The organism is Herbaspirillum sp. RV1423 (assembly GCF_000577615.1).
Classification (GTDB): Bacteria; Pseudomonadota; Gammaproteobacteria; order Burkholderiales; family Burkholderiaceae_D; genus Herbaspirillum.
On record NZ_CBXX010000014.1, the window covers coordinates 78,504 to 92,700 of the forward strand.

14 protein-coding genes and 1 tRNA gene are annotated in these 14,197 nt (G+C 53.7%); 6 read left to right on the forward strand and 9 right to left on the reverse strand.

The features are described 5' to 3' along the window. Window positions 1-29 precede the first annotated feature (29 nt). Window positions 30-746 (forward strand): DUF5610 domain-containing protein, encoded by a 717-nt coding sequence (locus RV1423_RS14855; RefSeq protein WP_034297994.1) that lies wholly within the window; start codon window positions 30-32, stop codon window positions 744-746. Window positions 747-861: 115 nt separating this feature from the next. Here the strand turns inward: RV1423_RS14855 and RV1423_RS14860 are convergent, their stop codons facing one another. Next, window positions 862-3,213 (reverse strand): Tex family protein, encoded by a 2,352-nt coding sequence (locus tag RV1423_RS14860; RefSeq protein WP_034297997.1) that lies wholly within the window; start codon window positions 3,211-3,213, stop codon window positions 862-864. 191 nt (window positions 3,214-3,404) lie between these two features. Here RV1423_RS14860 and pth point away from each other — a divergent pair, with 191 nt between their 5' ends. Beyond that, on the forward strand, window positions 3,405-3,986 hold the full coding sequence (pth, locus tag RV1423_RS14865; RefSeq protein WP_034298000.1) for an aminoacyl-tRNA hydrolase: 582 nt from the start codon (window positions 3,405-3,407) through the stop codon (window positions 3,984-3,986). Between the two features lie 21 nt (window positions 3,987-4,007). Here the strand turns inward: pth and RV1423_RS14870 are convergent, their stop codons facing one another. Together RV1423_RS14870 and RV1423_RS14875 are read right to left on the reverse strand one after the other, a co-directional pair. After that, window positions 4,008-4,700, reverse strand: a complete 693-nt coding sequence (locus tag RV1423_RS14870; protein ID WP_373419965.1) for a DsbC family protein — start codon at window positions 4,698-4,700, stop codon at window positions 4,008-4,010. Window positions 4,701-4,831: 131 nt separating this feature from the next. Further along, entirely contained in the window at window positions 4,832-6,094 is a 1,263-nt protein-coding gene (locus RV1423_RS14875) for an FAD-dependent monooxygenase (RefSeq protein ID WP_034298006.1), read from the reverse strand. Between the two features lie 164 nt (window positions 6,095-6,258). Between RV1423_RS14875 and RV1423_RS14880 the strand changes: the two genes are divergently transcribed. Next, window positions 6,259-6,334 (forward strand) — tRNA-Phe (locus RV1423_RS14880). A 128-nt stretch (window positions 6,335-6,462) separates the two neighbouring features. Continuing rightward, window positions 6,463-6,972, forward strand: a complete 510-nt coding sequence (locus RV1423_RS14885; RefSeq protein ID WP_034298008.1) for a hypothetical protein — start codon at window positions 6,463-6,465, stop codon at window positions 6,970-6,972. A 176-nt stretch (window positions 6,973-7,148) separates the two neighbouring features. On the opposite strand, the gene RV1423_RS14890 is transcribed toward RV1423_RS14885, so the two are convergent. Together RV1423_RS14890 and RV1423_RS14895 are read right to left on the reverse strand one after the other, a co-directional pair. Further along, complete coding sequence (locus tag RV1423_RS14890; RefSeq protein WP_197034943.1) at window positions 7,149-7,934, reverse strand: tyrosine-type recombinase/integrase; 786 nt, start codon at window positions 7,932-7,934, stop codon at window positions 7,149-7,151. A gap of 184 nt (window positions 7,935-8,118) precedes the next feature. Continuing rightward, complete coding sequence (locus RV1423_RS14895) at window positions 8,119-8,364, reverse strand: hypothetical protein (protein WP_155835113.1); 246 nt, start codon at window positions 8,362-8,364, stop codon at window positions 8,119-8,121. A gap of 187 nt (window positions 8,365-8,551) precedes the next feature. Here RV1423_RS14895 and RV1423_RS14900 point away from each other — a divergent pair, with 187 nt between their 5' ends. After that, window positions 8,552-9,190, forward strand: coding sequence for a hypothetical protein (locus RV1423_RS14900; RefSeq protein WP_034298016.1), 639 nt, complete (start codon window positions 8,552-8,554; stop codon window positions 9,188-9,190). 125 nt (window positions 9,191-9,315) lie between these two features. On the opposite strand, the gene RV1423_RS14905 is transcribed toward RV1423_RS14900, so the two are convergent. The 4 genes from RV1423_RS14905 to RV1423_RS14920 all read right to left on the reverse strand — a co-directional run bounded on the left by RV1423_RS14905 (window position 9,316) and on the right by RV1423_RS14920 (window position 12,960). Continuing rightward, on the reverse strand, window positions 9,316-10,524 hold the full coding sequence (locus tag RV1423_RS14905) for an XRE family transcriptional regulator (RefSeq protein WP_034298018.1): 1,209 nt from the start codon (window positions 10,522-10,524) through the stop codon (window positions 9,316-9,318). Continuing rightward, window positions 10,505-11,164 (reverse strand): hypothetical protein, encoded by a 660-nt coding sequence (locus RV1423_RS14910; RefSeq protein ID WP_034298020.1) that lies wholly within the window; start codon window positions 11,162-11,164, stop codon window positions 10,505-10,507. Before RV1423_RS14910 ends, RV1423_RS14905 begins: the two co-directional genes overlap by 20 nt. 363 nt (window positions 11,165-11,527) lie before the next feature. After that, window positions 11,528-12,325 (reverse strand): hypothetical protein, encoded by a 798-nt coding sequence (locus RV1423_RS14915; RefSeq protein ID WP_155835114.1) that lies wholly within the window; start codon window positions 12,323-12,325, stop codon window positions 11,528-11,530. A gap of 65 nt (window positions 12,326-12,390) precedes the next feature. Beyond that, window positions 12,391-12,960 carry a DUF2726 domain-containing protein gene (locus tag RV1423_RS14920; protein WP_034298024.1) on the reverse strand — a complete coding sequence of 190 codons (570 nt, stop codon included), beginning with the start codon at window positions 12,958-12,960 and terminating at the stop codon, window positions 12,391-12,393. Window positions 12,961-13,190: 230 nt separating this feature from the next. On the opposite strand from RV1423_RS14920, the gene RV1423_RS14925 reads away from it, so the two are divergent. Continuing rightward, window positions 13,191-13,781 carry a hypothetical protein gene (locus RV1423_RS14925; protein WP_034298026.1) on the forward strand — a complete coding sequence of 197 codons (591 nt, stop codon included), beginning with the start codon at window positions 13,191-13,193 and terminating at the stop codon, window positions 13,779-13,781. The last annotated feature ends 416 nt before the right edge of the window (window positions 13,782-14,197 follow it).

Below are 14,197 nucleotides of genomic sequence, written 5' to 3' on the forward strand. Positions count from 1 at the left end.
TGTGTGCGGTCCGTGTACAGGAGACTGCCATGTCTATCAGCACCAATGATCTGAACACCCTCAATACGCTCAACACCCAGACGTCACCGGCCAGCACGCCGCCTGCAACGTCAGGCGCCGCCGGCAACGCCAGTCAGACCGGCAACGCCGACGACGCGAAACAGGTAAAACTGACGCCGCAGCTTGCCAGGCAACAATTGAATGCATCCATCCTGCAGGCATCGTTGGAAGTATCCATCACTTCGCAAAACGATCCGCTCGCATTGGTGTACAAATCGGCCATTGAGAATCTGAACGACATTCTGAAGCCTCAGCTCGGCGACAATGCCATCCAGAATGCCGCCAGCCAGGACAATAGCCCGGAAGCCACGGCAGGACGCATCGTCTCGTTCATCAAGAGTGCCTATGCGATGTACAGCCAGGTCAATCCGATGAATCCCGACGGCAGCACCGCCGACAATTTCCTCAGCCTGATCCAGGCCGGCGTCGACAAAGGTTTCGATGAAGCCCGCGGCATCCTGGCCAGCCTGCAAGTCCTCAACGGCGACATCGCAAGCAACATCGACAAAACCTACGACCTGGTCAAAAAGGGGCTTGCCGATTTTGCAGCATCGCTGAAAGCTCCGGCCACAGGCGACAACGGATCTGCACCAGCCACCGGCGACGGCAGCGGTTCCACCTCCAGCACCACCGTCTCGGTATCGATCTCCATCACTGCCAGCAGGACCGAAACCGTGACCTATTGATCGCCTGCGATCGTAGCTTTACAGCAAACGTAAAAAAAGACGCGGACATCCGCGTCTTTTCTCTTTGTCCCTGCATACTCGTCTTCAATGCCTGACCGAAGACAAGGCGACACCTCTACCCTTTGAGCTTGGCGAACGCCGCCGCCATGGCATTGTTCATCGGCGCCGGTTGGCGCGACTGCTGGCCCTGATGCTGCGACAGGCGACGCGCGTCATTGCGGTCGCCGCGCTGTTCCGGCTTGCTGCCGGCGACGGGGGCGCTGTCGGACAGGCGCATGGTCAGCGCGATGCGTTTGCGCTTCTCGTCGACTTCCAGCACCTTGACCTTGACGACCTGGCCGGCCTTGACCACGGTGTGCGGGTCCTTGACGAAGGTGTTGGACAAGGCCGAGATATGCACCAGGCCATCCTGATGCACGCCGATGTCGACGAAGGCGCCGAACGCGGCGACGTTGGTGACCACGCCTTCAAGGATCATGTCGGGGCGCAAGTCCTTGATCTCTTCCACGCCGTCCTTGAAGGTGGCGGTGGTGAATTCCGGACGCGGATCGCGGCCCGGTTTTTCGAGTTCCTTCAGGATGTCGGTCACGGTCGGCACGCCGAATTTTTCGTCGGCATACTTGGCCGGGTTCAGCGACTTCAGCAACGCGGCTTCGCCGAGTACGCCCTTCACGTCCTTCTTGATGTCGGCCAGGATTTTTTGCACCAGCGGATATGATTCCGGGTGGACCGCGGAAGCATCGAGCGGGTTCTCGCCGTTCATCACGCGCAGGAAGCCGGCCGCCTGTTCAAACGTCTTGTCGCCCAGTCGCGGCACCTCGCGCAGCGCTGCGCGCGAAGTGAACATACCCTTCATGTCGCGATACGAGACGATGCTTTGCGCGACGCTGGCATTCAGGCCGGACACGCGCGCCAGCAACGGCGCCGAGGCGGTGTTGACGTCAACGCCGACAGCGTTCACGCAATCCTCGACGACCGCGTCGAGCGAACGCGCCAGTTGCGACTGGCCGACGTCGTGCTGATATTGGCCGACGCCGATCGACTTCGGATCGATCTTGACCAGTTCGGCCAGCGGATCTTGGAGGCGGCGGGCAATCGATACGGCGCCGCGCAGCGAGACATCCATGTCTGGCAATTCCTTGGAAGCGAATTCGGACGCCGAATACACCGATGCGCCGGCTTCGGACACAACGATCTTGGTCAGTTTCAGTTCCGGGCGCATCTTGATCAGGTCTTGCGCCAGCTTGTCGGTTTCGCGCGAAGCAGTGCCGTTGCCGATCGAGATCAGCGACACATTGTGCTTCTCCGCCAATTTGGCCAGCGTGTGCAGCGAACCTTCCCAATCGTTGCGCGGCTGGTGCGGGAAAATCGCGGTGGTGTCGACCACCTTGCCGGTGGCGTCCACGACCGCGACCTTGACGCCGGTGCGCAATCCGGGATCCAGGCCCATGGTCGCGCGCGGACCGGCAGGCGCCGCCAGCAGCAGGTCTTTGAGATTACGGGCAAAGACGTTGATCGCTTCAGCTTCGCTGCGCTCGCGCAGGCCGGTCATCAATTCGGTCTCCAGATGCATGAACACCTTCACGCGCCAGGCCCAGCGCACGGTGTCGGCCAGCCACTTGTCGGCCGGACGGCCCTTGTTGCTGACGCCGAAGCGCGAGGCGATGCGGTTCTCGCAAGGATTATGCGGCGCGTCCCACTTCGGTTTTTCTTCTTCGCTGTCGAGGCGCAACGTCACGGTCAGCATCTCTTCGCGGCGGCCGCGGAACAAGGCCAGCGCGCGGTGCGACGGAATCGTGCCGACGGTTTCCGAGTAATCGAAATAGTCGGCGAATTTTTCACCGGCATCCTGCTTGCCTTCGACCACTTTCGATTCGACCACACCGTGTTCGGTCAGGTATTCGCGCAGCGATTGCAGCAGTTGCGCATCTTCCGAGAAACGCTCCATCAGGATCTGGCGCGCGCCGTCCAACGCAGCCTTGGCGTCGGCCACGCCGGGATTGTCGCCGTTGTCGGTGGTGAAAGCGGGCTTGAGGTATTTGGCGGCTTCTTCTTCCGGATTCAACATCGGATCGTTCAGCAGCGCGTCGGCCAGTTCGGTCAAGCCGGCTTCGGCGGCGATCTGGGCCTTGGTGCGACGCTTGGGCTTGTACGGCAGGTACAAGTCTTCCAGGCGCGTCTTGTCTTCAGCGTGGACGATGGAATCGAGCAATACCGGCGTCATCTTGCCCTGCTCTTCGATGGACGCGATGATCGCGGCGCGGCGATCTTCCAGCTCGCGCAAATAGCGCAGGCGCTCTTCCAGCAGGCGCAGTTGCGTATCGTCCAGGCCGCCGGTCGCTTCCTTGCGGTAGCGCGCGATGAAAGGCACGGTCGCGCCTTCGTCGAGTAAGGCGATCGCGGCGGCAACCTGCACCGGCTTGGCGACGAGTTCAAGAGCTAAACGTTGTTCGATGGAAGGCAGCATGAGAATGAAATCCGGGAATTGAAAAACAAGCGTTGGATGATACGCAATTCAAGGACATGCGCCAATCTTGACAACCCTCAAATGCGAGAAATAAATAGGTTTACAGTAACAAAACCGGTATACGCCGCAGAATTGGACGCGCCGATTCGTTATCCGCGATAATCTGCGCTTTCTTTTCACTTTTTATCCGTATGTCTATCCGTCTCATCGTCGGCCTCGGCAACCCCGGCCCGGAATACGAGCAAACCCGGCACAACGCCGGCTTCTGGCTGGTAGACAATCTCGCCGGCAGCACACGCCTGACCCGCGAAGCGCGCTTCAACGCGCTGGCCGCAAAGACATTCATCGGCGGCCAGGAAGTCTGGCTGCTGGAGCCCCAGACCTTCATGAACCGCTCCGGCCAGTCGGTGGGCGCCATCGCGCGCTTCTACAAGATCGCGCCGGACGAAGTACTGGTGGTGCATGACGAACTGGACCTGCCGCCCGGCAGCGCCAAGATCAAGAAAGGCGGTTCGTCAGGCGGCCACAACGGCCTGAAAGACATCACCGCCGCGCTCGGCACGCAGGACTACTGGCGCCTGCGCATCGGCATCGGCCATCCGCGCACGATGGGATTGCAGCAGCCGGTGGCCGACTTCGTGCTGCATCGTCCGCGCAAGGAAGAACAGGCGCTGATCAACGACGCACTCGAGAAAAGCCTCGACGCGATACCGCTGCTGTGCGAAGGGAAATTTGAAGCTGGAATGATGCAGTTGCATACGGCCGCCAAGTAAGTCGGCGGCCGGCGCAAGCGCTTACTTCAGCGTAGCGAACTTCTGTTCCAGGCCCTTGGCGTCGATGGCACCCGGGATGCGCGAGCCGTCCGCAAAAATAATGGTCGGCGTACCGGTCACTTTCATCTTCTGGCCCAGCGCCAGCACCTGCTCATGCGGCGCGTTGCACGACGCCGGCGCGGCCGATGCTTCCTTGCCGTTCAGCATCCAGTCGCTCCAGGCCTTGCCAGGGTTGGACGAACACCAGATGTTGCGCGACTTCTCGATGGAATCCTGCGCCAGGATGTTGTACTGGAAGGTGTAGACGGTCACGTTGTCGACTTCCTGCAAGGTCTTCTGGAAGCGCTTGCAATAGCCGCAGTTGGGATCTTCGAACACGGCGATGGCGCGCTTGCCGTTGCCCTTGACGGTCTTGATCGCCAGGTCCAGCGGCAGGTCGGAGAACTTGACCTTGTTGATGGCCTGGATCTTTTCCTTGGTGAAATCGCGATAGGTTTGCGAGTCGACCACGCGGCCGATAAACAGGTACTGCGCCTTGGCGTCGGTGTAGATCACGTCGCCGTCGACCTGTACTTCATACAAACCCGAATACGGCGTCTTGGTGACGGCCTCGACCTTTGCGCCTTCGCCCAGGCGCGGCTCGATCAGTTTCTTGATGGTGGCTTCGGTGCTGTCGGCGGCAAAGGCCGAACCACCCATGCAGGCCAGCAACATGCCGGCTGCCGCGACGAAAACGGGGAATGCAAAAATCTTTTTCATGTTCTGTTCCAATGAGGAGACCGTAGCCGCAACGCCCCGGGGCGCGCCGCAGAAGTGCAATAGCGTCACACTATAAATTAAATTGGCTAAATGTGTTTTCCGAGTGCATGAGCCATCAAACGCCGCTTTAAGACAGGCAAGCGGTTCACCAAGTTCAACCCGATATTGCGCGCCATGCGCAACGGCTCGATGCCGGTTTCGAACAGGCGCGCCAGGCCGTCGGTCGCCAGTTGCATCAGCAAGACTTCTTCCTTGCGCGCACGCGCGTAGCGATTCAGCACGCGGGCGTCGCCGCAATCGCGCTGCTGCTCGCGCTCGCCGATCACCTTGAGCAGAGCGACGATATCGGCAAAGCCGAGATTCATGCCGTGCCCGGCGAGCGGATGGATCACATGCGCAGCGTCGCCGATCAGCGCCACGCGCGGCGCCGTCATCGCATGCGGCTTGATCAGCCTCAACGGAAAGTCGCGCACCACTTCCGGCTCCAGCGGCGTCAGCGCACCCAGCGCGTGGCCGGCGTATTTCGCCAGATGCTGCGCCAGTTGCGCCGCGGGTTGCCGCAGCAAAGTCTCGGCCAGCACATCGGGCGCCGACCACACCAGCGACACGCGCTGTCCCGGCAACGGCAACAAGGCAACGACGCCTTCGGCGCCGGTGAACCATTGATACGCCACGCCCTGGTGCGCTTTTTCGCAGGCGAAATTGGTGACGATGGCGCGTTGTCCGTAAGCGCGGTAATCGAGGCCGATGTCGCATTGCCCGCGCACCCAGGATTGTCCGCCGTCAGCGCCGACCAGCAGCGAAGCATTGAGCACGTCGCCGTTTTCCAGTTGCAGGCTGACGCTTTGCTGGTCCGCATGCAGCGACACGGCGCGGCCGTTGACGACGCGCACATTGGGAGAAAATTTCAGCGCCGCATCGAGCGCGGCATTCAGGTTGCGATCCTCGACGATCCACGCCAGCGCATCGACACGCGCCGAATAAGCGTCGAACGTCAGATGCCCGGGATGGTTGTCCGCATCGCCGGTCACGTCCATGCCGTCGACCACAGCAACGCGCTCGGCATCGAGCGCATCCCATACCTTGATCAACGACAGCAGGTCATACGCAATCTGGTTCACTGCATAGACGCGCACATCCCAACTGGCCTGCTCACTCGCGGCCGCAACGGGCAACTGCACCGGCGCCAGCAAGGTCACGCGCAGTCCGGCTTGCGCCAGCGCCAACGCGGCGGTCTTGCCGATCGCGCCGTTGCCGACAATGCAAATATCGCTGGAATCGCCGGAAGAAGCGCCTGCAGACTTGCGCGCGGCAGCGGAGGAAGAGGAAGTGGATGATGGACCGTTCATGGTGAAGCATTATAAACGGCTTCACCGCAGGCCTTTCCTTGATCTCCGTCATAGGAAGGCAAGGACGGAAATAATTATCCTGAAATGAAGCGCACGGACTTTTTGAGAAAAAAGTGGGGGCACCCTTTGCATTCCAAAATTATCTTGCTATAATTCGGCCTCTTGGCCTGGTAGCTCAGTCGGTAGAGCAGAGGATTGAAAATCCTTGTGTCGGTGGTTCGATTCCGCCCCGGGCCACCAAATTAGAAGCGGACTTACTGTGAATATCAGTTAGTCCGCTTTTCTACATTTTGGACCGTTTTCTACAATTAAAATTAAATACATCTTCATAGATGTGAAATGAACGAATTAGCTAGGGGTAGCTTCTCATGGCAATTGATCCGCGCACCGAAATTTGGAACGCAGCTTTCGAGACGAAATACGACGCTTATTTTTCAGAGCTGGTTGAAGAAACCCTTATGAAAAACTGGCTAAAGTTAGATCATGCATCAAGAGTTTTGGCTGGACTGACTGCTACTGGTTCCGCAATTACAGGATGGGCTCTATGGAAAGACCCCTCCCTTACATGGTTGTGGCCAATCCTTACCGGGATAAGTGCAGCCCTATCCATACTTACAGAATGTCTTGGCGTAAAAGGAAAATTGCGCGAAAGTAGCAACAGCATGCGTGCTTTTTCATCCCTGCGGATTGAATTGGAAACGTTTGCCTACCGCATGAAAATTGACCCTCAATTTTCAGTCACTTCTTTCCAAAAAGAATTGCTAGCCTTCCGTGACCGCTACACTCAAGAGTGCAAGCGAACCAAGGATGACATTCTCCGAACAAATTCTATGCAAGTGAAATGCCAAAAAAACCTTGATCAACGCCTAGGCTACTAAAACCGTTTGAGGAATGCTATGAAACAGATTGCGACTTCACCGCTAGGTACCCCAGCTCCATTGCCTAGACCGCATCGCGCGCCGCCAGGACCACGTCCGGGTCCCCCACCTCGCCCAGGCGCATAGAGATTCCCTTGTCGAACCTCGCATGAGTGAATAGCAACGCTAATGTCGCATCAGTCCTTGCCACGTTTAAATAGAGGCCGAACGAGATCTCCCCGTCGCTCTCTAGTATAAATTTCAGTCGTGCTTCGGTTCTTATGGCCCAAGAGACTTTGCGCATGAGCAAGGTCTTCGACATCAGTCGCGGCCTTTGCGCGAAGATCCCTGAATTGAAAACTTACCCCTGATTTCTCCCGAGCCTTGTCGAATCTTGATCTCAAGGCAAAATATGTCAAAGATTTCCCATCGGGGTCTTGCAGAAGCGTGTGATTTGTTGTGCTACGAGGTTTTGCCAATATCCTAGCGATAACATCCGCAAGATCGCCCTCTATAGCTATACGTAGCTTCTTACCTGTTTTGTTCTGGGAAATCGATAATTTCCCATCAGCTATATCACCCACCACTATTTTCAATACATCCGCCGGGCGCTGAGCGGTACACAAAGCCAGATCCATCGCATCCTGCACCGTTGGATGAGCAGTTCGCCATAGCGAGAGGTATTCCTCATCCGAAACGTATCGATCTCGCGCCTTTTCTTTGAAACCTTTCACACCGACACAAGGATTCACAGAATCCACGTATCCCCAGGCTCTCGCATAATTGAATATGGTGCTGAAGAGCGCCTTCTCTCTGTTTGCCCGGACCTTCGATGTCTCTCCACGAACTCTCAAATATTCAGCGATATCAAATGGTCGAATTCGTTCAATCGGCAACTCACCAAATACTACATCGAGTAGCCGGAAATACTGCGCATAGTCCCTCTGCGTAATCGGACGAAGCGTCGGTAGCACCTCGCGCATATAGCGTCTTCCGATCACGCCAAATGTTCTATCATCCCCCTCAGACTGTGTACCTTCTATATCAGCCCACTTCCGACGCGCCTCATTGAGATCGTGCCCAAGAGATGTCCATTTTCGCGGCAAAGTACTCGACACGTGATAGTACGCGTTCCCCTTGACGTGCATCCTTGGAGGTAAATTAAGATTACCCTGCCGTCGCCTTCCCATACTTACGATTTAAAACCTTTCCCAACGCTGAAAAATTAGGCCTTGTATCCCATAGCAGCTTAGGCATCATCAGCTCACCAACCAAGACCTGCTGCCCCTTCTCAACACTGTCCGAAGTGACGATGGTCTGAGCAAGACGAATTTCTTCAGGTGCGCCGGTTTTCTTATTGCGATAGGGAATGATCTTGTAACCGACGATGCGGAGTAAGTGCTTGGTATCCATATTTTCCTTTTTGAGTTGAATTTTGCTGATCTGTTGTTGATGCGCTTGAAACGCCAAAACCGTGTCATATGTATGCCATATATTGCATATTTCTTACACGGTTTATGAAATATACCTACCTTTCAAATTTTTTACAATAAAAAACAATGTGCGACAATTCGGTATCAGCCGCAGAGGACTAAGAAAAATGAAAACAGTGAAGGACGTCGCGCTTACAGAACGATTGAGAGATCTGATAGTGCGCAGATTTGGCGAACGTGGAAAATTCCGACTTCTAGAAGAAGCCAGCGGAATCGGAGAATCGAAATGGAAAAATATCTACTATCGTAAGCAGGAGGCTACTGCAGAGATTATTGATTTTTGGTCTAGTCGATACCCAGAAGATGAAGTCTGGCTAAAGACCGGGAAAATGCAGCCCCGCGAAGACGAATATCCCTTTTTGGCACCGGTTGCGACAACATGGGAAGGGCAAACAATCGGAGATCGCCTGAACTGGGTAATTACAGAATGGGCGTCGCCGGTTGGAGAAGAGCTAACAAAATACTTAGAGGGACGCTCAAACAAGAAAGTGAGCGCACTGCAATGGCAACGCGTGATCATGCGCCTAGACCAACCAAGTGTTGAAATGATTAATGTCGTATGCAAGGCCAGGCCGATGTTTTTAGAGTGGGTTCACTTTGGCGGCATTTTCTCGCCACTCCAAGTAGATCCGTCCGACAAAGAATCGATAGCGGAATGGAAGAAACACGAGAAAAGAAACTGGAAGATATTTGAAAGAGCAATCACTCGCACGATAAATGAGCAAAGTGAGAAAGAAGATTCCTAACTTGGGCATCGAAGCGGGAGTTCTTCAGCGCATCTCGCTATATCAAATAAAAAAAAGCCAGGGTTATCCTGGCTCTTTTTTTAGTTGTAGTACGACAAACTATGGCTGAATCAGCTAGCAAAAAGCTATTTTTTATAGCCTAAAAAAGAGAGCACAGTACCTTTCTCGCCACGTTTCGGTATGTTCGTTGCCTCAACACGAGCGGAACGCAATGTCGCCAACTCGACTACATCCGCGGGAGCCGAAAAGAAGTTCTCTCTAAGTGAACATAACTTCTCAATGTCTCTAGAAGAAACTCCTAAATATCGAGAAAAGTCTTCTGCCGCAAGAACGCCTTCATTTATGAGTAGCTCGACAGTACGACGCATAAGCCTCGGCAGCTCAATCTCCCATTTATCGTCATAAGGCTCCGCCTTAGAACCCCATCGAGCTGATCTCCGCTTAAAAAGCGCAAGCTTCTCCTCATCACTGAGAAAGCCGAGCACATGCAGTCTCATCATCATTGCAGCAACTGATACCCCCCATCGCTGCTTGAGAATAAGCAAATTATCTAGGTTCGGTGGTAAACGAACCTCATTAGAAAATGCCTCTGCGGGGAGCAAAAATGCACTAGCAAATTTGTGTGCCTGCTTCTCCATTTGGTTATAGCGATCTCGCTCATCAGCACGAGGAATGTGCTTATGCAAAATAAGATGACCAATCTCATGAGCCAGATCGAAACGACTTCTAAATGCGTTGCCTTTATCTGCCGATAAAAAGATTATTGGACGCCCGAGCAATTCACTCCAACTAGAAAGTCCCTCAATCGCTGAAATCTCAGTCTCTTCTCTTACGATAATGATCCCGGCACTTTCTGCGGCTAAAGTAAGATTTTGAATCGGTCCCCGCCCCAATTGCCAAAGAGCTCGGCATTCCTCAGCCGCATCTTCAATATCAACGTCACCAATCTGCTCAGGGTCTTCAAACGAGCGCTCCGGCAAATTCAACTTTGGATAATCGACATATTCGTTGAGCAAAACGGCCAATTCTTGCGCCCATTCCGTGCGGGCTTCCAACTTAGCTCTAGCCGCCTTCAAAGCAGAAGCGTTGCTACGATACAAAGGAGCTGTAATCGACATGAGGGAGGGTCGTGTCAGCCATTCAGACTGAACATTGAGAACCGAAGCAAGACGCTCAAAAGTCTCTACTTCAGGGGCCTGATCTCCTTTGCACCATTTAGTAACGGTAGATGCAGCTACCCCGACAAGACTTGCCAGTTGTCCCTTGGTCAGTCCACGCGCTGCAAGTGCTTGCTCAAGGCGCGTCGGCTGAATATCAGTTATTCCCTTGCTCATTACCAGTTTTCTTCTTGGTGATAGTTCTAAGAATCGGCTTCGCATTGTCGACCTGTGCGACCGCATCTGCCTCATCATAAATTTTTAGAAAGTCAGCTATTGTACTGATGTACAGCCATGATTTCATATTTGGCGCTGGAAGTGCCAACATGACTTGGGTGAGCTGGGAAATATTATTTTCATCAGCGCCATCCATGATCCCAACGATAAAAATCGTCCCCGCAGTCAACTCTGAATCTTGCTGAAACAAATCCGCTTGAATAAATTTTTTATTGATCGCGTGATTCTGATCTGCCAACTTCTTGCGCGTAGAGCTTCGCCCTAAATCAACCCATTGATGACCAGGCACATTCAGTCGAGCAATGTTAAAAATACCCAGCTTCCCGATAACCAGTTTGGTACCTCGAAGCGGTGAAGGGTCAGCGCCATGGGCCTGTAAAGCATCAAAAAAAGATTCATTGATAGAAAAATGCTTGTTCTGCCCTGCTGCCGATGGCCTGTGACCCTTTTCGAAATCTGAAGCCCTAGAACGCCCCTTTGCATCGCCGCTGAAATAAGCATCTTCGAACGCCATGAGGGCATCACGCGGGATATGTTTAATGATCAGCTTTTCCAGATCGCCTGCATTCGTCGAGAGCATATTTCACCTAAATATTTTTCCAATAACAGGAATATATATCAAAATACTTTCGTGTGCGATGGTTTTTATCAAGATTTCACGTTGCAGCAACTGAGAGTTTCAAAAAAAGAAACATTCGTTATTGAAGACACTACTAGCCCTGAGGTAACCATGTTCTACAACTCAGATTGCCCCCACGTAAATTCGAGGGATTGCGCCGCATTGGAACAACGAATTTGTAGAATGCTTTTAGTCTAAGTCATTCATTTAATGACTAAATGGCAATGATTGAAAATCCTTGTGTCGGTGGTTCGATTCCGCACCGGACCACCAAGAATGAGCGGCACCAAAACAAGGGCTTACAGCAATGTAAGCCCTTTTGTATTACAAGGACGAAAACCGGCCGATGGTCGCGTCGATGTGCTGCAAAACCACCGAGAGGCGAAGCGCGACGATGACCTGAGATTTCTCATCTTTCTCCAGTATCATCCCACCGACCTTCGGGGGAAGAATGGATGAGAAAGGCAGTCTCAGCCCTGTATTGATCAGGGGGCCGCCGCTCAATCCTTTGGGGCCGATAGTATTTTCTTCCTTGCCGTCCTCATTGATCGAGCGATTCTCGCGTTTGATTGCAATATGGGTTTCCGGCGACATTCCCCTTTTTTTGAAATATTCGTCGGCATCCGCCTGCAGGTTCGTATAACGAAACATGAGGGGGATGAGCCTGCGCGCCCGTCGATCATCCGGACTGATTTTTTTGTTCTTCGAGACAGGAAAGCCCATCGCCATATATAGGCCGGTGCCGCCCTCATGAGAACGCCGATTCTCGATATTGTCCTCCGGAATGCAGGCAATTATGCGCGCCTCTTCGGCGGTGAGTTCGTGCCATGCAAAGTCGAACGGGTCGTCCTCACGGGGCTTGTCTCCAGGGTCGACGAGATGAAACAGTCTTTCGATAGCAACCAATTCATTCGAAAACGGAGTACCTAAGGCAAGCGCGGCATGTTTGTGATTGTCTATCACGTGTGCGGCGGTGACGAGAAACTTTCGATTCCTGTACTCGATCGCGAAGCATGTTCCAAGCAGTTCCGGATCTCCGGTCTCGACAAAAGCATAGACCGGGTATACGGCGAATGTAAATTTGCCGACTGCGTCGGCGCTTACCTGCTCTATTAATTTCATTGAATCTGTCATTATCAGTAATCCCCACTTAATCACCCGCCTGATCAGAATTTCCCGAGGGCGCCTCAGGGCGCGTTCTGGATCTTTCTTTGAAGCGCGGCGTGAAGCGTTGAGTCATCGATTTCTGCATTGTCGATACGTAAAAGCGAAATCCCCAGATGCCGCAGCAAGAATGTCTTCACTTCGTCGTTTTCGATCTGGCGATCGTTCGTCGTGTGAGATCTGCCATCGAGTTCGATCGCAAACAGGATGTTGCCCGAAGTGTCGGCGATCACGAAATCCAGCGATAGCTTGGTCACCGGATTCAATATTTTCCAGCGCGTCGCGTTGGTCAGGCTAAACCCGCCCTGGGGCGCCAGGTGAGCCCACCACTGGTTAAAAGAATTCATTGCCTTCTGGTCAATCTGGAAAAGCTGGAGGAGATGAACCTGACACCAGATCAACTCACTCGGGCGCCACTGCTGAAGCAATTTCAGCAGCATCGCTTCACGCGGAAACAACTTCTTGGGGCTCAGCATTTGCAGCAACCGTTCAATCTCGGTCAGTTCAAAATCCGCCGACCATGACTGCTCAGCCCTGTCCAGGTAGTCTTGAAAACTTTCATTCTGGCCAACGATATCAGGACGGAACACCATATTGTTCTTTCATCAAAACATAAAAACCAGAGAGTAACCGATCCGCAAACTCCGGCGTACTGGAAGATGAATATTTCCGCATGGGCGTCGAGAATGCAAGGCTCCGGAGAAATCTGCCCGACGCGAGCAACGAAGAGTTGACTTGCCGACGGCAGCCCAAAATGATGCGACAATTGCTCTCCCCTGCCGGACATCAATAAAAACACCGCAATAATGCGACAACAACCAATATGAATACTGGATTACTGGCTTCGCTAAGCGATAGCGCAAATGATTTCAAAAACGTGGTGTGGCCGCGGATCTCGACAACGCCTCTGGTGGGCGGCGGCGTTCTCAAGCCGGTGGAAGCAGTCGCCGAGAAGGAGTTCAAGGACGAACTGGATTTGCTGGCCGGTATCGATGCCTGGCAAATTCTGTATGACACTTCCAGCATTCGAGGAATCGCCAGCCGAGTGCAATGGGGTTCGCGCCATGATTCTTTCAGCATCCGCATTGCTGTACGTTCGGGAAACGACACCGAGTTTCAGAAAAGACTCTATGCCATTCGCAACAGGCAAGAAGGGCCTCTCTATCCTCATATCACCATCCAGGCTTATCTGGACCGAAAGAACGGAAGTTTGCAGGCTGCGGCGGCAATCAAAACCATTGACCTGATCGAAGCAGCAGCCTTCCTGATGGAAAAAAGAGAGAGCCTGTATTCCCGACCTGATTTTTACGGATTCATCGCCAATGGGGATGGCTCCAGTTTTATTTATATGCGTTGGAGTTACCTGATCTACAAAGGCCTGTTGCAAGAGGCAGATATTGTTGCCTCCTTGTAGGACATGCAAGTTGGACGGGCTGCCGCGTCTGCCACGTCCAATGGCGTTTGCGGGCCGGACGAAGCAGGCGTTCGACAAGCGTCCCCGGCATGTGCTCTTCTGCCAGCACGTGCCGGCATTAGGGAGTAGAATCAACATCAGTCTGCAGACTGCCACCGAAACTTGATGAAAATCAACTCCATGCCAGGCGGCTCCGCGACTTCGAGCAACCATTTTTCACGCAGCATCTTCCATGAACATCCCCGAGCAAGGCCAACTGGTATGCCTTTCTTGCGGCCAGAAACACGGCTACAAGATACCGCTTCCAGCTATCTGGCATTACGCGACCTGCGTCAAGTGCCATGAAAAAAGCAATGTCACGAAGCAGCTTCACCCGAACGATTAAAGCAGGGTACGAATAACAAGACAAAAGCGGG

Bases quoted from the DNA above. Each gene is read 5' to 3' on its own strand.
- RV1423_RS14885 (WP_034298008.1), top strand. From the start codon at position 6,463: ATGGCAATTGATCCGCGCACCGAAATTTGGAACGCAGCTTTCGAGACG.
- RV1423_RS14910 (WP_034298020.1), bottom strand. From the start codon at position 11,164: ATGCTCTCGACGAATGCAGGCGATCTGGAAAAGCTGATCATTAAACAT.
- RV1423_RS14860 (WP_034297997.1), bottom strand. From the start codon at position 3,213: ATGCTGCCTTCCATCGAACAACGTTTAGCTCTTGAACTCGTCGCCAAG.
- RV1423_RS14900 (WP_034298016.1), top strand. From the start codon at position 8,552: ATGAAAACAGTGAAGGACGTCGCGCTTACAGAACGATTGAGAGATCTG.
- RV1423_RS14920 (WP_034298024.1), bottom strand. From the start codon at position 12,960: ATGGTGTTCCGTCCTGATATCGTTGGCCAGAATGAAAGTTTTCAAGAC.
- RV1423_RS14890 (WP_197034943.1), bottom strand. From the start codon at position 7,934: ATGCGCGAGGTGCTACCGACGCTTCGTCCGATTACGCAGAGGGACTAT.
- RV1423_RS14915 (WP_155835114.1), bottom strand. From the start codon at position 12,325: ATGAAATTAATAGAGCAGGTAAGCGCCGACGCAGTCGGCAAATTTACA.
- RV1423_RS14875 (WP_034298006.1), bottom strand. From the start codon at position 6,094: ATGAACGGTCCATCATCCACTTCCTCTTCCTCCGCTGCCGCGCGCAAG.
- RV1423_RS14855 (WP_034297994.1), top strand. From the start codon at position 30: ATGTCTATCAGCACCAATGATCTGAACACCCTCAATACGCTCAACACC.
- RV1423_RS14870 (WP_373419965.1), bottom strand. From the start codon at position 4,700: ATGTTGCTGGCCTGCATGGGTGGTTCGGCCTTTGCCGCCGACAGCACC.
- RV1423_RS14925 (WP_034298026.1), top strand. From the start codon at position 13,191: ATGAATACTGGATTACTGGCTTCGCTAAGCGATAGCGCAAATGATTTC.
- RV1423_RS14905 (WP_034298018.1), bottom strand. From the start codon at position 10,524: ATGAGCAAGGGAATAACTGATATTCAGCCGACGCGCCTTGAGCAAGCA.
- RV1423_RS14895 (WP_155835113.1), bottom strand. From the start codon at position 8,364: ATGGATACCAAGCACTTACTCCGCATCGTCGGTTACAAGATCATTCCC.
- pth (WP_034298000.1), top strand. From the start codon at position 3,405: ATGTCTATCCGTCTCATCGTCGGCCTCGGCAACCCCGGCCCGGAATAC.